Here is a 26,192-nt window from a genome sequence, read left to right as displayed (position 1 = left end):
ATGAACGGAGGGGTGATGACGCCGGACGCGGTGCTGTTCGACATGGACGGCACGCTCGTGGACTCCGACGCCGTCGTCGAGCGGGTGTGGCGCGCGTGGGCCCGCGAGAACGACGTCGACGAGGACCTCGTCCTCGCGACGATGCCGGGTCGCCCCGCCGCCGACACCGTCCGTGCGCTGCGCCCCGACCTGGACGCCGAGGCGCACGGCCGCGCCCAGCTCGAGCGTGAGTACGTCGACCTCGACGGCGTCGTCGCCGCCCCCGGCGCCCACGAGCTGCTCGTCGCGCTCGCGCGGGCCGAGGTGCCCTGGGCGGTCGTGACCAGCGCCGACACCCGGCTCGCCGAGCTCCGCCTCGGCGCCGCGGGCATCACCCCGCCCCTGCTCGTCACCCGCGACCTGCTCACCCACGGCAAGCCCCACCCCGAGGGCTACCTGCGGGCCGCCGAGCTGCTCGGCGTCGACCCGACCCGCTGCCTCGTCGTCGAGGACACCGCCACCGGCGCCGCCGCCGGGAAGGCCGCCGGCGCGCGGGTCGCCGGACTCAAGGGGATCGACGCGGATCTCCCCCTCCCCAGCCTCACCGACCTGTTGGAGCTGACGCGATGAGCGCCGTCCTCGAGCACACGACCGGCGACACCCGCCGTCGTTCCGTCCCCACCGGCGTGAGCCTCGCCGCGCTGAGCCTCGGCGGGCTCGCCATCGGTACCACCGAGTTCGCCAGCATGGGCGTGCTGCCCGGCTTCGCCGCCGATCTCGGGGTCTCCGTCCCGACGGCGGGTGTGGCCATCAGCGCCTACGCGCTCGGCGTCGTCGTCGGCGCCCCGCTGATCGCGATCGCCGGCGCCCGGTGGGCCCGCAAGAAGCTGATCGTGGCCCTCGCGACCGCGTTGGTGGTGTTCAACGCGCTGTCCGCGCTCGCGCCCGCGTTCCTGCCGTTCGTGGCGCTGCGCTTCCTCGCCGGGCTGCCGCACGGCGCCTACTTCGGCACGGCCGCGGTGCTGGGGGCCGCGCTGGTCGAACCCGCCCGGCGGGCCCGCGCCCTGGCCGCGGTGATGCTGGGCCTGACCATCGCCAACATCGTCGGCGTCCCCGCCGCGACCTGGCTCGGCGAGACGTTCGGCTGGCGGTCGGCGTACCTCGCGGTCACGGTCATCGCGGTGATCACCGTCCTCGCGGTGACGTTCCTCGTGCCCGATGCCGCGTCCGCCCAGGGCGGCAGCGTCCGCGGCGAGCTCACCGCGCTCACCCGCCCGCAGGTGTGGCTCACGCTCGGCGCGATCAGCGCGGGCTTCGGCGGCCTGTTCGCGGTGTACAGCTACATCAACCCGATCCTGACGAACCAGGCCGGCGTCGACGCGGGAACGGTCCCGCTGCTGCTCGGGGCGTTGGGCGTCGGGATGACGGTGGGCAACGTCGTCGGCGGCCGGCTCGCCGAGCGGGCGCCGCGCGCCACCATCGCGGGCGCGCTCGGGATCTACACGCTGGTCCTCGTGGCGTTCGTGTTCGCCGCCCACCAGGCGCTGACGGCGACCGTCGGGCTGTTCCTGCTGGGCTTCGTCGGGATGTCGGCCGGTCCGGCGCTCATGGGCCGGCTCATGGACTTCGCCGCCGACGGCCCCTCGCTCGCCGCGGCCAGCTTCCACTCGGCGTTCAACGTCGCCAACGCGATCGGCGCCGCCCTCGGCGGGGCGGTGCTCGCCGCGGGCCTCGGCTACGACGCCCCCGCCCTCGTCGGCGCGGTGCTGCCGCTGCTCGGACTGGTCGTGTTCGGCGTCAGCGTGGCCCTCGAGCGCCGGGCCTGAAGCCGGGCGGATACCCCGCCCGACCCGGCGTCAGGCGGGGTCGTCCGGGTGTCCTCCCCCGGGCCGTCGTCCCTCTCCGCGAGCCCGTGATCGTCCGTCGGAGCGGTCCTGGTGCTCCTGGCGGGTGGGCCTTCCCGACGACGGGTCACACGGCTCCGACCTGCGCCGACACTTCCCGGCCGGGAGATCGGGGGCACGCGTCGCGCCCCGACCCGGCGTCGGGAAGGAGCGAGCGGTGCGAGTGGTGGTGCGCAGGAACCCGGCTCCCCCACGGACGCGGTACCGACCGCGTCACCGGCGGCGCCGGTCGCGCGCGGCCGGGATGCTCCTGGCCGCGGTCGTGGCGGCGGGCGCGGTGCTCGGGGTGGCCGGGGTCGCGACGGTGCTCATCCTCGGGACCGCCACCGACCCGACCGGCGCGGTGCGCCCGGCCGTGCCCGAGGGCGCGACCCCGCCCGGGCCGGCCGTCGCGGCGGTGACGACGACGCTGCCGGTGCCGGGCGACCCGGGTGCACCGCCGGTCGTGGCGCCGGTGGCCGGGTCGGCGGTCGTGCCGCCGGGGGCGTCCTGGAGTGCCGCGGCGCCGGAGTCCGCGCCGGGCGCGGCGTCCGGCGGCGCAGCGGCGTCGTCGCGGGTCCGGGGCTCGTCGTCCGGGGGCTCGGCGTCCGGGGGCTCGGCGTCGGGGGGCTCGGCGTCGGGGTCGTCCGGGGGCTCGTCGTCCGGCGGCGGGTCGTCCGGGTCGACGGCGTCGTCGGGAACGGGTGGATCGTCGGGCAGCCCGAAGCCGACGGGCGGATCCGGGTCCTCCGGCAGCGGTTCGTCGGGCGGCTCCTCCGGCTCCGGTGGCTCCTCCGGTGGCGGACTGAAGGTCTGCGCGAAGGTCGTCGCCGGGGTGTGCGTGGGCGTCGGCTGAGCCCGCGCCCCGCCCGACGGTGCCGCCGTTCCTGTCACTGGGTGCACGCAGTGACGCACTGCCGGCACCGGGCGAGCGGCTCAGGCGCCGCCGGTCAGCGCCGACACCACGTCGTCGACCGGCACCTCGCGCCGCTCGCCCGACCGGCGCTCGGTCACCTCGACGACGCCGTTCGCCAACCCGCGCCCGACCGTGATCGAGGTCGGCATCCCGAGCAGCTCGGCGTCGGCGAACTTGACGCCCGGGGAGGCCTTGCGGTCGTCGAGGAGCACCTCGAGGCCCGCCTCGGCGAGGCCGGCGGCGATCGTCTCGGCGGCGGCGCGCTGGGCGTCGTCCTTCCCGGCGATCACCAGGTGCACGTCGAAGGGCGCGACCTCGCGGGGCCACACCAGGCCCTTGGCGTCGGCGTGCTGCTCGGTGATCGCGGCGACCGCACGGGAGACCCCGACGCCGTAGGAGCCCATCGTCACCGTCGTCCGCTTGCCGTCGGCGCCGAGCGCCTCGAGCCCGAGCGCCTGCGCGTACTTGCGGCCGAGCTGGAAGATGTGGCCCATCTCGATGCCGCGGGCGGCGACGAGGGTGCCCGCCCCGTCGGGCGACGGGTCGCCCTCGCGGACCTCGGCCGCCTCGATCGTGCCGTCGGGGGTGAAGTCGCGGCCGCAGACCAGGTCGAAGACGTGCCGCCCGGGCTCGTCGGCGCCGGTGACCCAGGCGGTGCCGGTGACGATGCGCGGGTCCACGAGGAAGCGCACGCCGTTCTTCTGCAGGCCGACCGGGCCGATGTAGCCCTTGGTCAGGAACCGGTTGCGGGCGAAGTCCGCGTCCTCGAGCAGCGCGACCTCGGCGGGCGAGACCGCCGCCTCGAGCCGCTTCATGTCGACCTCGCGGTCGCCGGGGACGCCGACGCCGAGCAGCTGCCACTCGTCCGACCCGGGCAGCCGCGTCTTGACCATGACGTTCTTCAGCGTGTCCGCCGCGGTGTAGTCGCGGTCCGGGGCGATCTCCCGCGCGACGGCGACGAGCGACTCGATCGTCGGGGTGTCGGGGGTGTCGTGGACGACCGCCTCGGGCTTGTCGTCGATCGACTGCTCCGGAGGCGGCGTCGTCGTCACCGCTTCGACGTTCGCGGCGTACCCCGACTCGAGGCACCGCACGTAGGTGTCCTCGCCCGCCTCGCAGGGCGCGAGGAACTCCTCGGAGGCCGACCCGCCCATCGCGCCCGACATCGCCGACACGATCTGGATCTCCAGCCCGAGCCGGTCGAAGAGCTTCTGGTAGGCCAGCCGGTGGGCGGCGTAGGACTCGGCGAGTCCCTCGTCGGTGAGGTCGAAGGAGTAGGAGTCCTTCATCGTGAACTCGCGGCCGCGCAGGATGCCCGCTCGGGGACGCTCCTCGTCCCGGTACTTCGTCTGGATCTGGTAGAGCGTCACCGGGAAGTCCCGGTACGACGACGTCTCCCCCTTCACCATCAGCGTGAAGAGCTCCTCGTGGGTCGGCCCGAGGAGGTAGTCGGCCTGCTTGCGGTCCTTGAGCCGGAAGAGCGTGTCGCCGTACTCGGTCCAGCGGCCGGTCGCCTCGTAGGGCTCACGGGGCAGCAGCGCGGGGAAGTGGACCTCCTGCGCGCCGATCGCGTCCATCTCCTCGCGCACGATGCGCTCGACGTTGCGCAGCACGCGCACGCCCAGCGGCAGCCAGGAGTAGATGCCGGGCGCGACCCGGCGCACGTACCCCGCGCGCACGAGCAGCTTGTGGCTGGTCACCTCGGCGTCGGCCGGGTCCTCGCGCAGGGTGCGCAGGAACAACTCGGACATGCGGGTGACGCCTCGTGCCATGCCCGGAGCCTACTGACGGCCCGCCACCGGGATTCGCCAGCGGGGTCAGACTGCTCGTCATGGTGCGGCTCGTGGTCGTGGCGGTGGCCGTCCTGCTCCTCGCGAGCTGTGGTGGGGCCCCGACGGTCGCGACGACCGCCGCGCCGGTCGCGCCCGCCCCGGTCCCCACGACGCCGACCGCCGTCGCCTGGCGGTGGACCGCGCCGACCCCGCTGCACGCCGTCGTCCGGGCGGGCGCCGGGGTGGTGGTGGCCGGCGACGACGGGGTGACCGCCCTCGACGGGGTCACCGGCACCGAGCGCTGGCGGTCCGCCCGGCCCGGGCGGCTGCTCACGCTCGCGCAGGCCACGCCCGACGGCGGGTCGCTGGTCCTCGGGCACGACGACGGGTCGGTGACGGCGCTCGACGCGGTCACCGGCGTCGAGCGGTGGACCGACGAGGTCGACGGCGAGCCGGTCCCGACCCTCACGGACGCCGTCGTCGTCCTGGTCCGCACCCGCGGGGCGGGCGCCGAGCAGGTGGCCCGCGACCTGCGCACCGGCGATGAGCTCTGGACACGCTCGACCGGCCCGGGCTGCGAGCAGCGCACCGTCGCACCGCAGTGGTCGGCCGGGGTGGTCCCGGTCGCGGAGTGGTGCGCGGGCCGCACCGTGCTGCGCGGGCTGGACGAGCGCACCGGCGTGGAGCGGTGGCGGCTCGACGCGGGGCCCGCCGGGAGCGCGGGCGGAGCCGGCCTGGCCTCCGCGACCGACGGGAGCCTCGTCGTCGTGACGGGCCCGGAGCCGCGGCTGCTCGTCGACCCGCGGACCGGCGCCGTGCGGGCCCGGGTGCCGCGGACCGCGGGGTCGCCGCTGCTCGGCGACGGGGAGCCGCGGGTGGAGCTGCTCAACCGCATCGTGCCCGCCGTCGCGCGGCTCGACCCCGCCACCGGGACGGCGGTGCCCGCACCACCCGCACCGTGCGCGCAGCCGAGCCTGCTCGCACTGGCCGGGTCGACCGTGCAGGCGTGCGGCAACGACCCGGACGGGCTGGGCGACCCCGTGGTCGTCGACGGCCGACCGCCGCTCGACCTCGGCGAGCTCGCGCCCGACGACGGGCGTCCGCTCGGCCGACCGGACCGGGTGCCCGAGGACCCGGTGCTCGTGCCCGCACCGGGCGCGGTCGTCGTCGCGAACCGGTCGACCCGGTCGGTCGTGGTGGGACTGCGGTGACCTACTGGTAGGTGACCAGGTCCGGCGGCGGCGTCAGGGCGAGCGCCTGCTGCGGGGTGAGGGTCGGGGTGTCCTCGTCGATGAACAGCTTGAACCCGAGGTGGAGCTGCTGCGGGCGCTGCAGTTCCTGGTACTTGCCGATCTTGTTCGGCGGCGCCCCGAAGCCGTCGATGTGCTGCACGACGGCGAGCTGCGGCGGCGTCTGCAGCCGCTCCGGGTTCGTGATCATGTTCGGCGTGAACTGGTGCAGGACGAACAGCTTCTGCGGCAGGTTGTTCGTCGTGACGAGGTTCGCCAGCCAGGACGACACCTGGTTGACCTCGTCCGCACTGACCGTCCCGATGGTCTTCCCGGGCACCTGACCGGGCGGCATGCGCCACTCCGGATCGAGCGCGAGGCCGACGTCCGGCTCGCGCAGGAGGGCCTCCCACGGCCTGACGGCGGTCATGAAGTCCGCCCGCCCGGGCTGGATGTCGATGATCATGACCTGCTGCTTCGCGCGGGCCGCCTCGAGGTACTGCCGGGCCTCGGCCTGGTCGATGTCGCTGTGGTACGTCCCGTCGGGCCCGGGCGTGCTGTTGGCGATCGAGACGATCAGCTCCATCGCGGGGAGCACCGTCTTCCCCGGGGTCGCGAACGGCGCCGCCGCGGCCTCGAGCCGGGTCGCCGCCTCGGCGGGCGAGCCCTCGCCGAGGACGCCGAGCGCGTCGGTCCCCGCCGTGCCGTAGTAGGCGACGACCCGGTGCTGCGGGAAGAACGTCGTGCCGCCGCGCGGGAGCTGGGGCACGGGTGGCGGCGCGGGCGGGGCCGCGGTGTCGGCGGGCACCGTCAGCGCGGGCTCCCCCACCGCCGCGCGCGGCGGCGTCGAGCCGCCGGCGTGATCGGTGATCAGCGCGACGAGCCCCAGGAAGGCCGCGAGCACGAGCGCGGCGAGCACGAAGGCGAACAGCACCCGTCGACGACGACGCCGGTCCCGCACGAGTCCGGGTCGCGGCTCGGTCGTGGGGCGCGGCTCCTCGACCGGCGAGATCACGTCGGTCCGCTCGGACGGCGTGATCTCGGTGCGCTCGGACGCCGACTCCGGCTCGGCGGTGGCCGGGGTGGTCGCCTTCGCCGCGACCGGGGCCGCCGCGAGGTCGGCCTTCCCGACGGCGGGTCGGCTCGGCGTCGTCGGCGCCTCCGCGATCCGCGCGGAGGGCTCCCCGGTGTTCTCGGTGTTCTCGGTGTCGGCGCTGGGGGCGGTCGACGTCGACGGGCGGTCGGTGTCGATCTCCTCGCGCGGCCGGTCCGTGGAGGGAGCCGGTGTCGCTTCAGCCGGGGCGGCCGGTGTGGCGGTCTGCGCCGTCGTGGTCCGGCCGCGGTCGTCGCGGCGGTGGTAGCGGCCGGCGATGGCGCCCGCGACCGCACCGACACCGGCCGCAGCGGCCCCGAGGACGGCGCCGCCCTTGCCCGGACCGCGTCGCGGCGACTCGGTCGGCGCGGTGTCGACCCGGTCGATGACCTCGGTCCCGCGCTCGTCGGCGGCCGCAGGCGAACCCGTTCCGGCCGCACCGCGTCGCGGCGACTCGGTCGGCGCGGTGTCGACCCGGTCGATGACCTCGGTGCCACGTTCGTCGGTGGCCGCGGGCCGAGCGGCAGCGGCCGGACCGCGTCGCGACGACTCGGGCGCGGCGTCGGCCTTCGTGCCGCGCTCCCCGGCGCCCGCCGAGGCGGCGGCTGCGCCTGCGACTCCCGCGGCAGCGGCGGTCCCGGCGGCCGCCGCGGCTCCACCCGGTCCGCCACGCGGCGACCGGGCCTGCGCGGTGTCGGCCTTCGGCGTCGTGGGGGGCGTCGAGGCACCACGCTGCTCGGGACGGGCCGGGGCGGAGCCGGTGGTCCGTACCGTGTCGGGCTCGGTGGGGCGCGGGCGGGATCGCTCCGTGGTGCCGCGCGACGTCGCGGCGCGGCCCGACGGGACGGTGTCCTGCTCGCGCGGCGTGGCCGGGGCGTCGTCGGGCGACGGCGTGAGGCCGGGCGTGCGCCACGGTGGGGTGCGCGGAGGGACGACGGTGTCGGCCCCGGCGGCCGCCTCGTTCCCGGTGTCGGAGTCGGCCTCGTCATCGGGGTCGGCGTCGCGCGTCGGGGCGTCGGGTGGAGCGGTCGGGCGCTTCCAGGGGGCGGGCGAGGCCGGGGCGGAGGTCGTCGTCGAGCGGACGCGGTTCCACAGCGACGGGCGCGGCGCAGGCGCGGACGACGGAGCCTGCGCGGACGACGGAGCCTGCGCGGACGACGGAGCCTGCGCGGACGACGGAGCCGCGGCGTCGGTCGGCGCACCGTCCGGTCGGGTCGGCGGGCCGGACTCGTCACGCCCGGAGTCGGGGCGCTCGTCGGAGGTCGGGGTCGGCTCGCTCGTCGGCGGGGCGACCACGTCGTGCGCGATGTCGGGACCGGCCGGCTTCGACGCGACGGGCGTGTCCGCCCCCTCCGACGCCTCCGACGCCTCCGACTCGGCCGGCTCCACCGACGTGGTGGCTCCTGGCTCGGCCTCGGGTGCGGGGCGGTCGACGTCGGGCGTCCGGGGCGCTCCGGAGCTCCGACCGGCGTCCTTGTCGCGCCGCCGGGACCGCCACGAGGACCGGGAGGTCGGCTCGTCGACCGGCGCCGCCGGGTCGTCGTTCTCGGGCGACGTCCGCGGCGCGGGTGGCTCGGTCGGCTTCAGCGTCACCTCGTCGGGACCGCCCCAGCGCATCACGCCCTCCTCCGCACCCCCCGGGACGACTCGAGCGTCGTGACCCGACGTCACACCGTAGGCAGCGGACCCCCGTTTCGCGGCACATCCGTCCCGCGTGTCACAGAAGCATCACCGGGCGCGGTGATCAGGTCAGCCCCAACACGGAGAGCGCCACCCGCGCGGCCTCCCCGCCCTCGGCCTCCGCGACGGCGAGCGCGGCGGGGACGTCGAGGTCGTCGAGCAGCGCCCCGACGACCGCGTCGGTGGCGCCCGCACCGTCGACGTGCCGCCCGGCGGCCGAGAAGAGGCGCTCGAGCCGGTCGGCGGCCGCGGCGACGTCGTCGGGCCGGACGTCCCACGCCTGCGCCCACGGCCGGTCGAGCACGAGGAGGCGCACCGCGGCGGCGGGCCAGGACTCGAGCAGGTCGGACACGAGCACGAGGTTGCCCGCCGACTTCGCCATCTTGGCGCCATCGACCTGCACCGTCCCGACGTGCAGGCGCGCCCGGGCGAAGGGGCGCACCCCGGTCATCGCCTCGGCCATCGCGCCCATGGCGGTGTGGTGCGGGTGGCGCAGGTCCGCGCCGCCGACGTGCAGGTCGACCGCCGGGCCGAGCACCGACAGCGCCATCGCCGCGCACTCCGCGTGCCAGCCGGGGCGGCCGTCGCCCCACGGGCTGGGCCACGCCGCCTCTCCCGGCAGGGCGGGGCGCCAGACCGTGGGGTCGGCCGGGTCGTCGGCGCGGGCCGAGGGCGGGACCTGCGAGGACCCGTCGTCGGGAAGCGCCGTGATCCCGACGGCGGCGGCGCGCAGCAGCACCTCCCCGTCCCGCTCGTAGGCGACGCCGCGCTCGAGGAGACCGGCGGCGAGGCGGACGACGTCGTCGACGTGGTTGTGCGCCCGGGGCTCGTGGGCCGGCGGGCGCACGTTCAGGGCGGCCATGTCCCGGTCGAAACGGAACTGGCCGACGGCGGCGAAGCTGTCGAACCGGCTGCCGGCCCGTTCGGCGGCGGCGTCGAGCACGTCGTCGACGTCGGTGACGTTGCGGCAGACCTCGACGGTCACGCCGACCCGGCGCAGCACGCGGGAGGCGACGTCGGCCCAGACGAAGGTGGCGGCGTGCCCGAGGTGGGTCGTGTCGTACGGGGTGATGCCGCAGACGTAGGCACGGGCGTGCCCGACCGTCGGGAGCGGTTCTCCGGCGAGGGCGAGGCGCGAGGTCACGCCCGCCATCCTGCCCCGCGGGAGACGCAGCGGAGCAGAGCTCGACCCTCGTATTCCGTCTAGCGCTTCGGCCCCCGCGCGGCGCGCCGCCACTGGATCATCCGCCCGAGCCCGGGGATGGCCAGGAGCAGCACGCCCGCGATCGCCGAGAACAGCATCCAGATGCCGAGCGGCAGCTCCGCCTGCAGGCCGAGGAACTGCACCCGCGCCGGGTCGAGGTTCTGCAGGATGAAGATCAGGAGGAAGACCAGGACGACCGCACCCAGGATCAGCCCGACCCATGCGCCGCCGATGCGGGTGAGGCCGGGACCGGACTTCTTCGGGGTCGCGTGGGTGCGGGTCGGCGCCCCGGCCGTGCCGCCGGGGATGCGCTCGGTCTCGCGCTCCGCGGGCGGCGGGGTGTCCCGGCGGGCGACGGTCTTCTGCTCGACGGTGGGTCCGTCGGCGGGGGACGGCGCGGTCAGGTCGGGAGTCGCTGCCGCGTCCTTCTCGGTCATGCGCTCATCCTGGCGTCTCGTCCGCCTCACCGGGAACCGACACGTCCGGGAGGAGGCCGCGGAGCACCGGACCGAGGACGTCCGCGAGCCGGTCGCACCCGGCCCGGGCGCACAGCCGGTCCACATCGATCTCCGAGCTCGGCCCCACCGCCGGGACCCAGGCTCGTCGTCATGACCGGGAACCGCTTCGGACTGACCGCCGCCCTCGCCGGGATCGCCGCGCTCGGCGGGGCCGGCACGCTCGCCGCCGTCGCCCCGTCCGCCGGGTCGACCGCGGTGCGGCACGTCGTGGTCGCCGAGAGCACGACGTCCGGGCTGCTCGCCGCGGGCACCACCGGCACGAGCACCGCCCGCGCCCGCGGCACCGCCTCCGTCCCGGGCGCGGGGCCGTTCCCGCACACCGGCGCCCCGATCACGAGCGGCCTGTTCGACCTCTGACCCCGTTCCCGACGGCGGGTCCTGCCGCGCTCTGCAGTTGCCATAGGGTCGCGACATGATCCGCACCGACGGCTACCTCGTCCGTCCCGTCGACGACGCCGACCGCGGCGGACCGGTGCTCGACGGCGCCCGGTCGGTCATGCTCGACACCTTCTACGGCGAGCTCGGCACGGGGTACGTGCCGCGGTGGCACCGCGACGTCGTCGACCTCGAGGGCACCTACCTGGACACCCCGCGCCAGCACCTCGTCGTCGCCCTCGCGCCCGGCGGCGAGGTGGTCGGGACGACGGCCGTGCGCAACCAGGGGCCGAACCACCCGCCGCACGCGCCGTGGCTGGTCGAGCGCTACTCCGGGCCGACGGTCGCGCAGATCTTCCGCGTGTACGTCCGGGCCGCGCACCGGCGCCGGGGGCTCGCCCGCGAGCTGGTCGCGGCCGCCGTCGACGCGGTGGCGGCCGACGGCGGCTACGACACGATCTACCTGCACTCGAACGTCTCCGTGCCGGGCGCGGAGGCGTTCTGGCGCGGCCTGGCCCGCGAGGTGCACGACGGTCGCGCGGACGGCACGAGCGTCGTGCACTTCGAGATCGACGTCCCCGCGCTCACCGCGTCGGGGTCGGCACCGGGGAGCCCAGCAGCGCGCGGGTGAGGTCCTCGCGGGGATCGGCGAGCACCTGCGCCGCCGGTCCCCGCTCGACCACCCGCCCGTCGTCGAGCACGACCACCTCGTCCGCGAGCCGGGTGACCACCGCCGGGTCGTGGGTCACCACGAGCAGCGCCGCCCCGATCCCGTCGAGCAGGTCGAGGATCCCGGCGCGGGTGAGCGTGTCCAGCCCGGCGGTCACCTCGTCGCAGACGAGCACGTCCGGTTCCGCGAGCAGGGCCCGCGCGAGGGCCGCGCGGGCCAGTTCACCGCCGGAGAGCGACCGGGGCGGCCGCGTCACGACCGCCTCGTCCAGCCCCACCCGGGCCAGCATTGCGCGCGCCCGCGCCTCGGCGTCGTCGTGGCCGCGCAGCAGCAGGGCGGTCCGGGCGACCTGGGCGAGGACGGGACGGTGCTCGTCGAACGAGGCCCGCGCGTCCTGGAAGACGTACTGGACGGCCGCGACCTGCTCCCGACGACGCCGGGTCAGGCGCGGCGCGAGCGGCTCGCCGCGCAGCTCCACCCGTCCCGACGACGGGGCGTGCAGGCCGGCGAGCACGCGCGCGAGGGTCGTCTTGCCGCTGCCCGACCGGCCGACCAGCGCGACCCGGGCGCCGGGTCCCAGCTCCAGCGACACCCCGTGCAGCGCGCGCCGGGACCGGCCGCGCGCCCGGTGGTCGGCGGTGACGTCGGTGGCCGCGAGCAGGGGTGCCTCCGGTGTCAGCCGTGGCCCACCGCTGACACTGGGCGCGCACCGTGGGCCACCGCTGACACCGGAGGTGCCGTCGGCCCCCACGAGTGCCCGCGTGTACGCGTGCCGCGGCGCGCCCAGCACCTCGGCGGCCGGGCCCTGCTCCACCGCCACGCCGTCGCGCAGCACCACCACGTCGTCGGCCAGGGCCCGCACGAGCGCCAGGTCGTGGCTGCAGAGCACGAGCGTCACGCCGTCCGCGACGACCGCCGCCAGCTCCTCCGCCACCCGACGGCGGGTCGGGGTGTCCTGCCCGGTGGTCGGCTCGTCGGCCACGATCACCTGCGCGCCGCCGAGCAGCGCCTGGGCGAGCACGACCCGCTGCTGCTGCCCGCCCGAGAGCTGGTGGCGGTGCCGGCCGAGGAGTTCGTCGGGATCGGCCACCTGGGCCCGGCGCAGCGCCTCGTGCACGGCCGCGCGCGGCCGGCCGTGATGTCGCGCGATCTCCCGCAGCACCGACCCGACCCGCCGCACCGGGTGCAGCACCGCGCCCGGGTGCTGGGGGACGTAGCCGACGGACCCGTCCACCGCGACCGCGCCCGACACGGACGTCCCCGCCCGGGCCTCGCCCAGCAGCGCCAGGGCCGTCGAGGTCTTGCCGCTGCCCGACTCCCCCACCAGCGCGAGCACGCGACCGGCCCGGACGGCGAACGACAGGTCGTTCACCAGGACGGACGCCCCGGCCGTGATCCGGAGCCCTTCCACGGAGATCACCGGGCGCCTCCCAGCAGCCGGTCGGAGGTCAGGTTCGCCCCGACCGACAGCGCGATGATCAGCAGCGCCGGCACGACGGTCGCCGCCGGGTTGACGAACAGCCCGTCGCGGTTGGCGTCGACCATCACGGCCCAGTTCGGGTCGTCCGCCGACAGCCCCACGCCGAGGAAGGCCGCCGACGCCACCAGGTACAGCGCGCCGGTGAACCGCGTGCCGACGTCGGTGAGCACCACCCGGCGCACCGAGCGCAGCACGTAGGCGCCGACCCGGACGCGGCCCTCGCCCTGCATCCGCAGCGCCTCCACCGTCGTCCCGGCGGCCACCGCGAGCGCGGTCGCCCGCACGATCCGGACGACGTCGGGCAGGTTGATCAGGGCCACGACCGCGGCCACGACCAGCGCGGATCCCGGGACGATCGGGACGAGCAGCAGCACCAGCAGCATCGAGGGCATCGCGACGACGACGTCGAGCGGGCGCATCACGGCCTCGTCCACCGCGCGGCGCGCCGTGGTCGCCGCGAGCAGCGCCAGGGGCACGGCGACCGCGTAGGTCACGAGCGTCGCGAGCACCGCGACCCCGACCACCGACGCTCCCCCGCGCAGCACCTGGCCCAGCACGTCGCGGCCGACGAAGTCGCCGCCGAACACCCCGGTGCTCCCGAACGCCACGCCGCGGCCGGAGAACGCCGGCGCCACGAGCGGACCCACGACCGTCACCAGCAGCGGGACCGCGAGCAGCACGAGCCCGGGCAGCAGCCGGCCCCTCACGACGCCACCGGCGTCAGCACCCGCGCGAGCAGGTCGGCGCCCAGGTTGAGCAGGACGGTGCCGGTCGCGAGCACGAGCGCGAGCCCGGCGACCACCGGGACGTCGCGGGCGGTGATGGTGTCGACGAGTGCGGTGCCGAGCCCGGGCAGGACGAACACGGCCTCGACCACGACGACACCGCCGATCAGCCAGTCGGTGGTCCGCGCGAGCTGCTGGACCGCCGGGGTCACGGCGCCGGGCAGGGCGTGGCGCCAGAGCACCGCGCGCGGGGAGAAGCCGAGCCGGCGGGCGTGGGCGACGTGGTCGGCGGCGAGCGCGTCGACCAGGCCGGCCCGCACGAGCCGGGACAGCGAGCACACCGGCCGGGCGAGCAGCACGACGATCGGCAGCACGAACACCGCGGGCTCCGCGACCCCGATCCCGGTCGGCGGCAGCCAGCCCAGCTGCACGGCGAACACGGTCACGAGCACGACGCCGAGCGCGAACTCCGGCAGCGAGTACAGCCCGATCGTCGTCGCGGTGACGACGCGGTCGGCCGTCCCGCCCTCCCGGCGCGCGGCGAGCATCCCGAGCGCCAGGGACAGCGGGACCAGGACGACGAGCGTGAGGGCCGCCAGCAGCAGCGTCACCGGCAGCCCGTCGGCGATCACGGCGGTCACCGCCCGCCCGGTGATCAGCGAGGTCCCGAGGTCCCCGGTCAGGGCGCCGCCGAGCCACGCGCCGAGGCGTTCCCACACCGGCCGGTCCAGCCCCAGCTCCGTGCGCAGCGCCGCGATCACCGCCGGGTCCGGGTCGTCGCCCGCGATGACGACGGCGGCGTCGCCGGAGAGCCGGTCGGTCAGCAGGAACACCACGACCGCGACCACCAGGATCTGCGCCACACCGAGGCCGAGCCGCCGCACGGCGTACGCGCCGAGCGAACCCGGGAGCGGCAGGACCCGCCGTCGGGAACGGGCGAGGACCGCCGTCACGTGAGCCAGACCTTGTCGAACCGCGCCCAGTCGAGGGTGTTCGCCGGGGCGCCCGGGTCGATCCCGCCGACGCGGGGGTCGGAGCCGACGAGGAAGTCGGAGAACCCCCAGACGAGGAACCCGCCGTCGTCGTGGAGCTGCTGCTGCATCTGCCGGTAGAAGCCGGTGCGGGCGGCGTCGTCGCCGGTGGCCTGGGCCTGCGCGTAGAGCGCGTCGAACCCGGGGCGGCGCCACTGCGTGAAGTTGGTGGCCGAGGTCGACAGCAGCCGCTGCGCGATGTGCGACTCGATCGGCAGCGCGCCCGACCGGTAGACCGCGAGGACGCCCCGCTCGCGGACGTCGCTGTAGTAGGTCGACGCGTTGCCGGTGACGACGTCCAGGGTGAGCCCGACCCGTGCCGCCTGGTCGCGCAGCACCGACGCGGCCTCGACCATCCCGGAGCCGGCCGCGGCCGTGTCCAGGGGGATCCGCACTCCCTCGAGCCCGGCGGCGCGGACGAGGGCCCGGGCCCGGTCGGGGTCGTAGGTGCGCTGCGGGATGTCGTCGGCGTAGTACCGGTAGCCCTTGCCGTAGAGGTCGTTCCCGACGGTGCCCGACCCGGCCAGCAGCGTCCGCACCATCTCCTCGCGGTCGACCATCGCGTACATCGCCTGCCGCGCCTCGGGCCGGTCGAACGGCGGGCGGTCGACCTTCATCGCGAGCGACTGCATCGAGCTGCGGGGCAACCGGGTCACGACGACGCGGTCGGCGTAGCCCGCGGCGGTGGTCGGCGACAGGTCGTGGGCGTACTCGACCTGGCGGCCGAGCAGCGCGTTGACGCGGGCGGCCTCGTCGTTGGAGACGAGCAGCTCGACGGCGTCGAGCAGCGGCGCGCCCTCCCAGTAGTCGGGGTTGCGCACGACCCGGAACCGGCGTCCCGGTTCGAAGGACTCGAAGCGGAAGGGGCCGCTGCCGACGGGTGCGCGGTCGAAGTCGGTCGCCCCCTCGGGGACGATCGCGGTGCCGAGCGCGGCGGTGGCGTTGGGGAACTCCGCGTAGGGGGCCGTCAGCGCGAACTCGACGGTGCGGTCGTCGACCGCGCGGCAGTTCGGCAGGTCGAGCGTGGCGAGCCCGGAGCGGCCGCGCATGCCCGACGTCGGGCCGAGGATGCGGGCGTAGCTCGCGAGGACGTCGGCGGCGCGGACGGGGCGTCCGTCGTGGAACCGGGCGGCGCGCAGCGTCACCCGCCAGCGCGTCTGGTCGGGGCTCGGCTCGAACCGCTCGGCGAGCCGCGGCACGACCGACAGGTCCGACCCGTACTCCGCGAGCTTGTCGTAGAGCATCTTCGCCCGCGCGAGCTCGGCGTAGAGGTTCTGCTTGTGCGGGTCGAGGGTCTCGGTGGCGCCGGAGCCGGCGAAGGCGGCGCGCAGCGTCCCGCCCGGGCGAGGGTTCCCGACGGCGGGTGCGGCCGGGCCGGAGCTGCAGGCCGCGAGGGCCGCCCCGCCCGCGAGGACGGCACCGACCTGCAGGAAGCGGCGGCGGGTAGTGCCGCCCGCCGGTGTCAGCGGTGGCACACGGCTGACACCTGACGTCAGCGGCGCGCCACGCTCGTGTCCTCGACGGCTCGTCACGAGGTCTCCTCCAGGTCTCGACGGCGGGCCACGACGTGCAGCCGGTCGCGGGTCAGGGCGGTGCCGAGCGCGGCGTCGGGGTGCCAGGGCTCGTCGGTGCGGGGGCCGGGGGTGTCGAAGAGGGCGAGCACGTCGAACCCGGCGCGGTCGAGCAGGTCGGTGAGCTCCCGGGGGAACAGCAGGCGCCACGCGGTGTGCTCGGTGTGCTCGCCGCCGGGCCACGTCCAGGTCCTCCGACGCCGGAGCAGTTGGGCCGCGTGGTCGACCGCGAGCAACGTGCGGGCGGTGTAGGCGACGCCGTCGTGGGTGCGGACCCGCTCGGTCTCGCCGCCGAGCAGGTCGCGGTGCGCGGCGGCGGTGAGCAGGAAGGCGCCGTTGCGCATCTCGGCGACGAACAGCCCGCCGGGCACGAGGTGCGCGGCGACCCGGCGCAGCGCGGCGAGCAGGTCGGCGGTGTCGTGCAGGGCGAGCAGCGTCGAGTCGAGGCAGGAGACGACGTCGAAGGCCCGACCGAGGTCGAGCGTGCGCAGGTCACCCTGGTGCGCGTCGACCGCCCGGTGGTGCCGCCGGACGTGCTCGACCATCGCCGGCGCGAGGTCGAGGGCGCTCGCCGTCCAGCCCCGCGCGGCGAGCGCGGCGGCGTCGCGGCCGGTGCCGCACCCGGCGTCGAGCAGGCGCTCCCCGGGGGCACCGAAGCGCACGGCCACGTCGGCGACGAAGCGCGCCGCCGTGGCGTCCGGGTCGGGGAACCACGCCTCGTAGAGCTCGGGGCGGTCGAGCAGCAGCGTGCTCATGTGGGGACCTCCTGGGGCAGGCGCGTGGCGAGCAGGCGCGCGGCGAGGGCGGACCCGAACCCGAAGGCCGCACAGACGACGGCGGGCAGCCACGCGACGGGCGAACCGGCCGCGTCGACGGCCCAGCCGATGAGCGCGTTCGCCGCGGCCGCGGTGATCCCCGACGCCAGGTAGAAGACGCCGAAGCAGGTGCCGGACAGGCCGGGCCGGGTGAACGAGCCGATCAGCGCGTTGACGAACGGCTGGGCGATCATCAGCCCGACCGAGAACACCGCGGCCGCGAGCAGGACCGGGACGAGCCCGACGAGCCCCGGCGGGACCAGCGGCGCGAGGAGGGCCGGCAGCAGGAACGCCAGCCCCATGACGGCGAGCCCCGCCGCGATCGTCGTCGCCCGCGGGGCCGCGTCGAGCCGGCGGGTCAGGCGCACCTGCAGCCCGAGGTTGAGCAGCGTGACCACCGCGAAGATCACGGCGACCGGGCTCGCCGACCCCGTGAGCTCCGCGGCCTGCAGGGGCAGCAGCAGGTAGAGCTGGTTCTGCAGGGCGAACATGCCGACCATCGCGAGCGTGAAGGCGAGGAACGGCCGGCAGGTGAGGACCTCCCGCCAGTCGCCGCCGACCGTCGTCCCGCTCGGCTCGATCCGGCGGACCGGCAGCACGGCGAGCTGCCAGATCGTCAGCAGCGCGAACAGGACCGCGGCGACGATCGCGGAGAGCCGGAACCCGACCAGCAGCAGCACCCCGCCGAGCAGCGGCCCGAGCAGCGCGCCGGTGTTGGCGAAGACGTTGAACAGCGCGAACGCCTCGGCCTTGCGCTCCCCCGCCTCCTGCGACAGGTAGGCCCGCACGGCGGGGTTGAACAGGGCGCCCGCGAGCCCGGACAGGATCGCCGCCGCGAACAGGATCGGCACCGACTCGCCGAGCGCGAACAGCCCGAACCCCACCGTCCGCAGCGCGCAGCCGGCGATGATGACCCCGCGTGCACCCAGTCGGTCCGCGGCCGACCCGCCCACGAGGAACAGCCCCTGCTGGGACAGGTTCCGGACGCCGAGCACCACGCCGACCAGGGCCGCCGACAACCCGAGCTCCCCGCCCAGGTAGCCCGACAGGTACGGCACGAGCAGGTAGAAGCCGGTGTTCACCCCGAGCTGGTTGAGCAGCAGGACCTGCACGGCGCGCGGGAAGCTGCGCACCGAGCGGAGGGTGGCGATCATCGGTCGGCCCCCGGTGTCAGCCGTGGCCCACCGCTGACGCTGGACGTGCGCCGTGTGCCACCGCTGACGCCCGGGCGACCACCGACCTGCCCGGCCCGCCGCACCCCCAGCCCGACCGGCTCCCCCGGCACCAGGCGACCGTCCTCGCCGCCGAGCCCGGTCCACGGGTCGTCGGCGAGCAGGAGGTGGCCGTCGAGGTCGACCCAGCGGGCCAGTCCGGCGAGGGCGGTCGCGGGCGCGAGGCCCAGCGAGCTCGCGGCCAGGCAGCCGAGCATCACGTCGCGGCCCTCGGCGTGGGCGCGGGCGATCATGGCCCGGGCGGCCCGGGCGCCCCCGCACTCGGCGAGCTTGACGTTGACGGCGAGCCCGGGCGGCAGCACGTCCAGGTCGGCGACCGTCGCGGCGTCCTCGTCCGCGATCACCGGCATCGGCACCCGCTCCGCGACCCAGCCCAGGTCGGCGGGACGGCCGGGCGCGGTCGGCTGCTCGACCGCCTCGACCAGCAGCCCCGCCAGGCCCTCGAGCAGCTCGACGGCGAGCGCGGGCGCCCACCCGCCGTTGGGGTCGACGAGCAGCCGCGCGCCCGGTGCGGCGGCGCGCACGGCGGCGACCCGCGCGAGGTCGTCACCCGGGTCGGGCGCGCCCGCCTTGATCTTCAGCAGGTCGAAGCCCCGGCCGACCAGGGCGTCCGTGCGCGCGAGGGCCGTCTCCGCGTCGACGAGCCCGATGGTCGCGGCGGTGGGCGTGCCCGACCAGGCCGGCGCGTCCAGCAGCGCGTGCGCCGGGAGCCCGTCCCGACGGCCGGTGTGGTCCAGTGCCGCGGCGTCGAGCGCGTCGACGACCCCGGTCGGGACGCCCTCGGCGAGCAGCGTCGGCAGGCCCGCGACGAGGTCCTCCACCGACCCGAACCGTCCGTCCAGGGCGTCCACGGCAGCGCGGATCGTCGACGCGTCGAGCGCCCGCCGGACGCTGGTGACGACCTCGCCGGAGCCGCGCGACCCGTCGTCGTGAACGGTGACGACGACCGCCTCGCGCGCGGTGGTGACCGACCGCGAGATGCGGAACGGCTCGGCGAGGCGCAGCGTGACGGTCTCGTGGGTGAGCCTCATGCGGTGGCCTCGAGCTGCCGGGCGCCCCGGGGCACGACGACGTGGCGGCAGCGGGCCCAGCCGCCGACGACCTCGACCGCCTCGGGGTGCGGGATCTCGACGGGCAGCCGCGTGGGCGGACCGGGGAGGTGCTCGCCGCACCAGGCGTCGTCGAAGATCGTGTGCAGGTAGCGGTGCGGTCCGTCGGGGAAGACGGTCGCGACGACCGCGCCCGGCTCGCGGCGCGCGACCCAGTCGGCGACGCGGGCCACCGCGCCGGTGCTCCACCCGCCGGTGACGAACGTGGTGCGGGCGAGCCGGCGGCACGAGTCGACCGCCTCGGCCGGGCCGACCCAGTGCACCTCGTCGAACACGTCGTGGTCGACGTTGCGCGGGTGGATGCTGCTGCCGAGCCCGCGCATCAGCTGCGGCCGCGCGGGCTGGCCGAAGATCGTCGAGCCGACGGTGTCCACGCCGATCACCCGCAGGTCGGGGTGCCGCTCCCGGAGACGCCGCCCGATCCCGGCGCTGTGCCCACCGGTGCCGACGCTGCAGACGAGCACGTCCGGCGGGTCGGGCAGCTGGTGGTCGAGCTCGTCGGCGAGGGCGACGTAGCCGGCGGGGTTGTCGGGGTTGTCGTACTGGTCGGGCCACCAGGCGTCGGGCAGGCCGGCCAGGACCCGGTGCACGCGGTCGAGCCGGGCCTGCTGCCACCCGCCGTCGGGATGGGGACGGGCGACGACCTCGAGGCGCGCGCCGTGCGCGGTGAGCAGGGCGCGCATCGACGGCTCGAGGTCGGCGTCGACGACGAGGACGACGTCGTGGCCGAGCGCGCGGGCGGCGTAGAGCAGGCCGATCCCGAGCGTGCCGCTCGTGGACTCCACGACGGTGCCGCCGGGCGCGAGGTCCCCGCGGGCCCGCGCGCCGCGCAGCATGGACAGCGCCGCGCGGACCTTCATCCCGCCGGCGCCGTGACCCTCCAGCTTGGCCCACCAGCCGCGCGTCGGGGTGCCGATGCGCAGCACCGGGGTCGGGGTGAGCAGGTCGAGCAGGGCGGGCGCGCTCACGTCGTCCACCCCCGGTAGACGTGCAGCCGGGTCGGGCCGCCGTCGAGCCAGAAGAAGGGGTAGGGCTCGGCCGAGAGCGCGCAGACGGCCCCCTCCGCGACGAGCGCCCGGAACACGGCCGCGCCGGTCTGGGCGAACACCGCCAGCGGGCGGCCCGCGGCCGTCGCGAGCAGGTCGTCGAACCCGCCGTCGGGCAGGGTCATGCCGGTGACGAGCGCGGCGTCCCAGTCGTCGCCGAACCCGGTGCGGATCGGCTCGCCCCACTCGGTGGTGCCGCCGAGCCGGTCGCACGGGACGGGGTCGAGCCCGCGGTCGCGCAGGGCCGCGAGCAGGGAGTTCACGACGCCGACGACGAGGACGCGGCCCGTCCGCAGCGGGACGAGGTCGGCGACCGCGGCGGCGCGCGCGGTCGACTTGGTCACCGAGCTCCCGGCCGGCAGCTCGACGGGCCACCCGCCGTCGCCGTCGCCGAGGGCGCGCCGGTCGGCGAGGTGGGCGTCGAGCACGGCGGTGCGCACGGCGGGGTCGGGGTCGCCGAGGAGGTCGGCGACGGGACCGCCGACGACGCGGTCGAGCACGGCGTCGCCCGCCGCGCCCGCGAGGCTGCCGGGTGGCACCGCGCAGGAGCCGACGGCCGCGCCGACGCGGACCGAGAGCACCTCGTTGCGGTAGCCGCCGCGGCGGCCGTCGTGCCGCACGCCCTGGCGCGTGACGAAGGCCGTGGAGACGCGGGCGTCGCCGGGGTCGGGCGCGGCGGCGGTGACGCGCGCGAGGGCGGTCGTGGCGGGGGCGCTCACACCGACACCGGGGCGCCGTAGCGCAGGACGACCTCGTCGAGCACCGCCGTCGCGTCCGCCGCGGCGTCGGGACCGGCGGCGACGGTCATGACGTGGCCGAGGTAGTGGTTGTTGCTGCGGCCGTCGCCGGCCCGCCGACCCGCCGTCGGGAACTCCGCCTCGACGACCCCTCCCGGTCGGCGAGGCCCTCGGTGCCCTCGACCGCGACCAGCTCGCCCTCCCGCTCCGGGACGAGGAAGCGCACCGCGGCGCTGGCGGTGCCGGTGGCGACCGGGGTGAGGTCCGGCGTGCGGCCCAGCGCCACCTCGGCGTGCGCCCGGGCGAGGTCGACGCCGGTGACGCGGCGGACCAGCTCGGTGATGCGGTTGCCGGCCGGGCGCGGGTTGACCTCGACGAGCTTCGGGCCGTCCGCGGTCAGCTTGACCTCGGTGTGGGCGACCGTGTGGTCGAGCCCGAGGCCGTCGACGGCCGCCCGGGCGAGCTCGGCCGCGGCCCGCGCGGTGGCGGCGTCGAGCGCGGCCGGGAACTGGTGGCCGACCTCGACGAACCACGGCGCCCCGGTCAGGACCTTGTCGGTGACCCCGACGACCGTCGTGACGCCGCCCGCGGTGGCGGTCTCGACGCTGACCTCGGGCCCGACCAGCAGCTCCTCGCACAGCAGCTGCGGGGCGCGCTGCTGGCCCCGGGCGTTGACGGGGAAGGCCGCGGCGGCGTCGGCGGCGGCGAGCAGGGCGGCCTCGTCGTCGACGCGGCGGACGAACATCCCCGCGCAGAGGTCGACGGGCTTGACCACGAGCGGGAAGCCGACGTCCCGCGCGGCGTCGAGGAGATCCGTCCGGTCCCGGGCGATCGCCCAGCGGGGTCCGGGGAGGTCCCGCAGGACGCGGCGGGTCTCGTCCTTGCGGCACGCGGCGCGCATGGCCTCCGGAGGGGCGCCGGGCAGGCCGAGGCGATCGGCGACGAGGGCGACGGTCTCCAGGTAGTAGTCGCAGGACGAGAGCACGCCGTCGAACCCGAGCCGGGGCGCCAGGGCGGCGAGCTCCTCGACGAGCCGCGGCGCGTCGTTCGTGTCGAGGGTCAGGACGTGGTCCGCGGTGAGCAGCGGGTGGGTCGACCCGGCCGGGGCGCTGCGCAGGTAGTGGTGCAGGTCCCGGGTGACGAACGTGAAGCGGTGCCCCGCCTCCCGGATCGCCCGGGGCAGCAACCGGCTCATCGCCCCGACCCAGCTCTCGATCACGACCAGGTGACCCACGTGTGCTCCCGTTCCCCGACGTCACTGTCCGCTATGGTCAGGGAACGGTAATCATGTTCAATAATTCGGCAAGGGGTCGGGGGTACTGCTCACAGATGCAGGTCGGACGATGTCTCGCGCTCGTGCTCGGCGGACTGCTCGTCGCGGGATGCTCGAACGAGACTCCGCCGTCGTCACCGTCCGTCGCCTGGGGGCCGTGTCCCGCCGACGTCGTCGAGGCCGGTCCGCGCGGTGACCAGGCGCGGTGCGGGGTGCTGCGCGTGCCCCACGACCACGCCTCCCCCGACGGTCCGACGCTCGACGTCGCCGTGTCCGTCCTGCCCGCGACCGGCGTCCGACGCGGCGCGCTGGTGGTGAACCCGGGCGGGCCCGGCTCGGCGGGGCTGGACTACGGCGTCGAGAAGGCGGCGAAGATGCCGGACGCGGTGACCGCCGCGTACGACGTCGTCGGCTTCGACCCACGCGGTACCGGGCGCAGCGCGGGCATCGGATGCGGTCCCGCGGGTGGACTGTTCGACCACCCGGCGCCCGACCCGGTCGCGCTCGGACCGGCGGGACTGACGGCGCGGGGTGCGGCGCTGGCGGCCGACTGCGCGGCGGCGGTCGGTCCGGCGCGGGCCGACCTGGGCACCGCGGCGACCGCGCGGGACATGGACCTGCTCCGGTCCGCGCTGGGCGAGCCCCGCCTGTCGTTCCTCGGCGTCTCCTACGGCACGTGGCTGGGGGCCTCGTACGCGACGCTCTTCCCGGCGCACGTCGGTCGGATGGTGCTGGACTCCACCGTCGGGCCCGAGGACTGGACGGCCTTCGGCCACGAGCAGGCACGGGCGATGCTGGCGGCACGCGACGCCTGGTTCTCGTTCACGGCCGGCCGGTGGGGCGTCGACGCGGGCGCGGTGGTCACGGCCTACGCGGCGGCGCGGGGGTCGTTGCCCGTGGGGGCGCTGGGCCCGGCCGAGTTCGACGCGGTCGTGTACCGGACGCTCTCGCGCACCGAGCGCTGGGCGCCGTTCGCGGACGCCCTGGCGGCCCTGCGGGCCGGCGACCCCGCGCCGCTCGACGCGCTCCGGGTTCCCGACGACGGGTCGGAGCGGTCCCGGCAGGCCGCGAACCGGGCGACCGTGTGCGCGGACTCGCCCCTGCCGTCCGCGTCCCGGGTCGGGGCGGACGTCGCGGACCTGCTCACGGCCTGGCCGCCCCCGGTGCTCACCGGGCTCGAGACCCTGCCGTGCCCCTCGTGGTCACCGCCCCGCGAACCGGTGCGGTTCGGGTCGTCCGCCCGCGTGCTGTTCACGCAGGCCGGCCTCGACCCGACGACCCCGCTCGCCGGCGCCCGCCGCATGCAGGGGCGCTTCCCCGGCTCGCCGATGGTGCTCGACCCCGACGCGCGCTCGCACGGCCTGTTCGCCTCGCAGCGGAACCCGTGCGTGGACTCCGCGGTCGCGCGGTTCCTCGTCGACGGGACGTTGCCGCCGGAGACCGCGTGCTGACGGAGCCGCCGGATCACCGCGCCAGCGCCACCGTCACCATCCGGCCCCGCTGCTTCTCGACGACGAGCTCCCCCGCGCCGCCCAGCTCGCGCGCGGCCAGGATCGCGGCCGCCTCGGCGACGGAGCCGGTCCCGGTGAGGCGCCGGACGACGGCCGACGGGTGGGGGACGTCGACGGCGTCCAGCTCGGCCGTCGTGTAGGTGAGGAGCTTCCGGCCGGCGGCCACGGCGTCGATCGCGGGCTCGCCGAGGCGCCGGTCGATCGTGGCGACGACGTCGTAGGACAGGGAGCCGACCGCCTCGACGAGGTACTCGACCGGCGTCCCCGGTTCCACCCCCACGCCCAGCACGATCACGGCGGCCCGACCAACCCGGCCACGAACCGCCGCACCGCCTCCGGACGGCCGGCGGGGTGCGTGTGCAGGTAGGAGGCGTGGACGGAGCCCTGCACGAAGCCCTCGGTGGTGTCGTCCCACGACCAGGCGGGCGTCGACCCGGCCCGCGGGGTGGTGACGGTGCGGTGGAACTCGTGCCCGGTCACGGTCTCGCCCGCCGCCGCGACCGGCGAGTCCGCGACGGCCGTCGCCGTCCGGTAGCCGAGCGTCAGGCGCGGGCCCATCGCGGCGTCGGCGTCGAGCACCCCGCACATCGGCGACCCGTCCAGCGAACGGCCCAGGTACAGCAGACCGCCGCACTCCGCGTGGACCGCCCCACCCGCCGTCGCGAAGGCCTCGACCGCGGAGCGCAGCGCGACGTTCGCCGAGAGGTCCTCGAGGTGCTCCTCGGGGAACCCGCCGGGCAGGACGAGGCCGGCCGTGCGCTCGGGCAGCGCCTCGTCGCGCAGGGGGTCCACGACGACGACCTCTCCCCCGGCGGCCTGCAGGAGCTCGGCGTGCTCGGGGTAGCCGAAGGTGAACGCGGGACCGCCCGCGACCGCGACGACACGGCGCGCACGCCGGTCGGTCGGGCCGACCTCGAGCACCGGGTCCCACGCCTCGACGGGCGTGGCGGGCGCGCTGCGAGCGAGCCGTTCGACGGCGTCGAGGTCGACGTGGGCGGCGACGAGCGCGGTCATCGCGTCGACGGCCGCGCGGGCGTCGGCGCCGTGCTCGGCGGCGGTGATCAAACCGAGGTGGCGCGAGGGCACGGCGAGCTCGGCGCGCCGCGGCACCACGCCCAGCACCGGCACCCCGACCTCCGCGCACGCCGCCCGGAGCGCGTCCGCGTGCCGCTCGGTGCCGACCCGGTTGAGGATGACGCCGGCCGGCGCGACGGCCGGGTCGAACGTGCGGAACCCGTGCAGCAGCGCCGCGATCGACCGGTGCTGGCCGCGCGCGTCGACCACGAGCACCACGGGGGCTTCGAGCACGCGCGCGACGTGGGCGGTGGAGCCGTCGTCGGGCCGGCTCCGCTCCGGTGGCAGGAAAGCGTCGTTGCTGTCACTGGGTGCAAGCAGTGACGCTTTGCTGTCACCGGACCAGCCACCCGGGGCGAGCCGACCGTCGAACAGGCCCATCACGCCCTCGACGACCGCGAGCGCCGCCCCCGTCGCCCCGTGCGCCACGAGCGGCGCGAGCCGGTCGACGCCGCAGAGCACCGGGTCGAGGTTGCGCCCGGGACGGCCGGCGGCGAGCGCGTGGTAGCCGGGGTCGACGTAGTCGGGACCGATCTTGAACGGCGCCGGCACCGTGCCGCGGGCCGCCAGCGCACCCAGCAGCCCCGTCGTGATCGTCGTCTTCCCGCTGCCCGACGACGGGGCCGCGATGACGACCCGCGGGGGCAGGACTACCACTCGATGCCCTTCTGGCCCTTCTGGCCCGCGTCCATCGGGTGCTTGATCTTGGACATCTCGGTGACGAGGTCGGCCGCCTCGACCAGGGCCGGCGGTGCGTCCCGACCGGTGATCACGACGTGCTGGAACCCCGGCCGGTTCCGGACCACCTCGACGACCTCGTCCGTGTCGATCCAGCCCCACTTCAGCGGGTAGGTGAACTCGTCGAGGACGTAGAAGTCGTGCGCGGCGCCCTCGAGCCGGCGCCGGATCTCCGCCCAGCCCTCGCGGGCGGCCTCGGCGTGGTCCTCCTCGGAGCCCGCCTTCCGGCTCCACGACCAGCCCTCGCCCATCTTGTGCCACTCCACCGGGCCGCCCTGGCCGGTCGAGGTGTGCAGCTCGCCGAGGGCCTTGAGGGCGGTCTCCTCGCCGACGCGCCACTTCGCCGACTTCACGAACTGGAACACGGCGACCGAGTTGCCCGCCGTCCACTGCCGCAGCGCCAGGCCGAAGGCCGCGGTCGACTTGCCCTTGTTGACGCCCGTGTGCACCACGAGCAGGGGGCGCCGGCGGCGCTGGCGGGTGGTGAGCCCGTCCGCGGGAACGGTGGTGGGGACGCCCTGGGGCACGTTT

General features: G+C 76.4%; 24 protein-coding genes. 6 read left to right on the top strand and 18 right to left on the bottom strand.

The features are described from left to right. Nucleotides 1-15 precede the first annotated feature (15 nt). Both LN037_RS21080 and LN037_RS21075 read left to right on the top strand, forming a co-directional pair. Nucleotides 16-609: an HAD-IA family hydrolase gene (locus tag LN037_RS21080; protein WP_230756331.1), complete on the top strand. Its 594-nt coding sequence runs from the start codon at nucleotides 16-18 to the stop codon at nucleotides 607-609. Then, on the top strand, nucleotides 606-1,805 hold the full coding sequence (locus LN037_RS21075) for an MFS transporter (protein ID WP_230756323.1): 1,200 nt from the start codon (nucleotides 606-608) through the stop codon (nucleotides 1,803-1,805). Before LN037_RS21080 ends, LN037_RS21075 begins: the two co-directional genes overlap by 4 nt. Nucleotides 1,806-2,096: 291 nt before the next feature. Here the strand turns inward: LN037_RS21075 and LN037_RS21070 are convergent, their stop codons facing one another. Both LN037_RS21070 and LN037_RS21065 read right to left on the bottom strand, forming a co-directional pair. After that, entirely contained in the window at nucleotides 2,097-2,756 is a 660-nt protein-coding gene (locus tag LN037_RS21070) for a hypothetical protein (RefSeq protein ID WP_230756320.1), read from the bottom strand. A 42-nt stretch (nucleotides 2,757-2,798) separates the two neighbouring features. After that, entirely contained in the window at nucleotides 2,799-4,550 is a 1,752-nt protein-coding gene (locus LN037_RS21065) for a proline--tRNA ligase (protein ID WP_230756317.1), read from the bottom strand. Between the two features lie 59 nt (nucleotides 4,551-4,609). Here LN037_RS21065 and LN037_RS21060 point away from each other — a divergent pair, with 59 nt between their 5' ends. Continuing rightward, complete coding sequence (locus LN037_RS21060; protein ID WP_230756314.1) at nucleotides 4,610-5,761, top strand: outer membrane protein assembly factor BamB family protein; 1,152 nt, start codon at nucleotides 4,610-4,612, stop codon at nucleotides 5,759-5,761. A gap of 1 nt (nucleotide 5,762) precedes the next feature. Here LN037_RS21060 and LN037_RS21055 read toward each other — a convergent pair whose 3' ends face one another. The 3 genes from LN037_RS21055 to LN037_RS21045 all read right to left on the bottom strand — a co-directional run bounded on the left by LN037_RS21055 (nucleotide 5,763) and on the right by LN037_RS21045 (nucleotide 10,193). Next, entirely contained in the window at nucleotides 5,763-8,489 is a 2,727-nt protein-coding gene (locus tag LN037_RS21055; RefSeq protein WP_230756311.1) for a hypothetical protein, read from the bottom strand. Between the two features lie 127 nt (nucleotides 8,490-8,616). Then, entirely contained in the window at nucleotides 8,617-9,705 is a 1,089-nt protein-coding gene (locus LN037_RS21050) for a class I tRNA ligase family protein (RefSeq protein WP_255694594.1), read from the bottom strand. Nucleotides 9,706-9,755: 50 nt separating this feature from the next. Continuing rightward, entirely contained in the window at nucleotides 9,756-10,193 is a 438-nt protein-coding gene (locus tag LN037_RS21045; RefSeq protein ID WP_230756309.1) for a LapA family protein, read from the bottom strand. Between the two features lie 171 nt (nucleotides 10,194-10,364). Here LN037_RS21045 and LN037_RS21040 point away from each other — a divergent pair, with 171 nt between their 5' ends. Both LN037_RS21040 and LN037_RS21035 read left to right on the top strand, forming a co-directional pair. Next, nucleotides 10,365-10,631: a hypothetical protein gene (locus LN037_RS21040; protein ID WP_230756308.1), complete on the top strand. Its 267-nt coding sequence runs from the start codon at nucleotides 10,365-10,367 to the stop codon at nucleotides 10,629-10,631. A gap of 55 nt (nucleotides 10,632-10,686) precedes the next feature. Further along, on the top strand, nucleotides 10,687-11,280 hold the full coding sequence (locus LN037_RS21035; RefSeq protein WP_230756307.1) for a GNAT family N-acetyltransferase: 594 nt from the start codon (nucleotides 10,687-10,689) through the stop codon (nucleotides 11,278-11,280). Here the strand turns inward: LN037_RS21035 and LN037_RS21030 are convergent. The 10 genes from LN037_RS21030 to LN037_RS20985 form a co-directional block, all read right to left on the bottom strand. Then, a complete protein-coding gene (locus tag LN037_RS21030) occupies nucleotides 11,234-12,739 on the bottom strand; it encodes an ABC transporter ATP-binding protein (RefSeq protein ID WP_230756306.1) in 1,506 nt (501 codons plus the stop codon). The two genes, LN037_RS21035 and LN037_RS21030, sit on opposite strands and share 47 nt — an antisense overlap. Next, nucleotides 12,736-13,506 carry an ABC transporter permease subunit gene (locus tag LN037_RS21025; protein ID WP_230756304.1) on the bottom strand — a complete coding sequence of 257 codons (771 nt, stop codon included), beginning with the start codon at nucleotides 13,504-13,506 and terminating at the stop codon, nucleotides 12,736-12,738. Before LN037_RS21025 ends, LN037_RS21030 begins: the two co-directional genes overlap by 4 nt. Further along, nucleotides 13,503-14,477, bottom strand: coding sequence for an ABC transporter permease (locus LN037_RS21020; RefSeq protein ID WP_230756303.1), 975 nt, complete (start codon nucleotides 14,475-14,477; stop codon nucleotides 13,503-13,505). Before LN037_RS21020 ends, LN037_RS21025 begins: the two co-directional genes overlap by 4 nt. Continuing rightward, nucleotides 14,474-16,030 carry an ABC transporter substrate-binding protein gene (locus LN037_RS21015; protein ID WP_230756301.1) on the bottom strand — a complete coding sequence of 519 codons (1,557 nt, stop codon included), beginning with the start codon at nucleotides 16,028-16,030 and terminating at the stop codon, nucleotides 14,474-14,476. Before LN037_RS21015 ends, LN037_RS21020 begins: the two co-directional genes overlap by 4 nt. A gap of 53 nt (nucleotides 16,031-16,083) precedes the next feature. Further along, nucleotides 16,084-16,881: a class I SAM-dependent methyltransferase gene (locus LN037_RS21010; RefSeq protein ID WP_230756300.1), complete on the bottom strand. Its 798-nt coding sequence runs from the start codon at nucleotides 16,879-16,881 to the stop codon at nucleotides 16,084-16,086. Continuing rightward, nucleotides 16,878-18,095: an MFS transporter gene (locus LN037_RS21005; protein WP_230756299.1), complete on the bottom strand. Its 1,218-nt coding sequence runs from the start codon at nucleotides 18,093-18,095 to the stop codon at nucleotides 16,878-16,880. Before LN037_RS21005 ends, LN037_RS21010 begins: the two co-directional genes overlap by 4 nt. After that, entirely contained in the window at nucleotides 18,092-19,204 is a 1,113-nt protein-coding gene (locus LN037_RS21000) for an enolase C-terminal domain-like protein (RefSeq protein WP_230756298.1), read from the bottom strand. Before LN037_RS21000 ends, LN037_RS21005 begins: the two co-directional genes overlap by 4 nt. Next, nucleotides 19,201-20,250, bottom strand: a complete 1,050-nt coding sequence (locus tag LN037_RS20995; RefSeq protein ID WP_372460506.1) for a PLP-dependent cysteine synthase family protein — start codon at nucleotides 20,248-20,250, stop codon at nucleotides 19,201-19,203. Before LN037_RS20995 ends, LN037_RS21000 begins: the two co-directional genes overlap by 4 nt. Next, nucleotides 20,247-21,047 (bottom strand): hypothetical protein, encoded by an 801-nt coding sequence (locus tag LN037_RS20990; RefSeq protein WP_230756297.1) that lies wholly within the window; start codon nucleotides 21,045-21,047, stop codon nucleotides 20,247-20,249. Before LN037_RS20990 ends, LN037_RS20995 begins: the two co-directional genes overlap by 4 nt. Before the next feature lie 85 nt (nucleotides 21,048-21,132). Then, nucleotides 21,133-22,299 (bottom strand): ATP-grasp domain-containing protein, encoded by a 1,167-nt coding sequence (locus tag LN037_RS20985; protein WP_230756296.1) that lies wholly within the window; start codon nucleotides 22,297-22,299, stop codon nucleotides 21,133-21,135. Nucleotides 22,300-22,394: 95 nt separating this feature from the next. On the opposite strand from LN037_RS20985, the gene LN037_RS20980 reads away from it, so the two are divergent. After that, the gene (locus tag LN037_RS20980) at nucleotides 22,395-23,789 is read left to right on the top strand and encodes an alpha/beta fold hydrolase (RefSeq protein ID WP_230756295.1); all 1,395 of its coding nucleotides are present in this window, start codon (nucleotides 22,395-22,397) and stop codon (nucleotides 23,787-23,789) included. 13 nt (nucleotides 23,790-23,802) lie between these two features. Here LN037_RS20980 and LN037_RS20975 read toward each other — a convergent pair whose 3' ends face one another. The 3 genes from LN037_RS20975 to cobO are packed head-to-tail and all read right to left on the bottom strand — an operon-like array spanning nucleotide 23,803 to nucleotide 26,188. Then, a complete protein-coding gene (locus LN037_RS20975) occupies nucleotides 23,803-24,129 on the bottom strand; it encodes a cobalamin biosynthesis protein (RefSeq protein ID WP_230756293.1) in 327 nt (108 codons plus the stop codon). Between the two features lie 11 nt (nucleotides 24,130-24,140). Beyond that, on the bottom strand, nucleotides 24,141-25,571 hold the full coding sequence (locus tag LN037_RS20970) for a cobyrinic acid a,c-diamide synthase CobB (protein ID WP_230756570.1): 1,431 nt from the start codon (nucleotides 25,569-25,571) through the stop codon (nucleotides 24,141-24,143). 2 nt (nucleotides 25,572-25,573) lie between these two features. Next, nucleotides 25,574-26,188 (bottom strand): cob(I)yrinic acid a,c-diamide adenosyltransferase, encoded by a 615-nt coding sequence (gene cobO, locus LN037_RS20965; protein WP_230756291.1) that lies wholly within the window; start codon nucleotides 26,186-26,188, stop codon nucleotides 25,574-25,576. Nucleotides 26,189-26,192 lie beyond the last annotated feature (4 nt).

Origin of the sequence: Actinomycetospora soli, from assembly GCF_021026295.1 — a bacterium.
Classification (GTDB): domain Bacteria; phylum Actinomycetota; class Actinomycetes; order Mycobacteriales; family Pseudonocardiaceae; genus Actinomycetospora; species Actinomycetospora soli.
The sequence above is the reverse complement of the archived record's forward strand: the minus strand, read 5'-3'. Positions and strand labels throughout refer to the sequence as shown.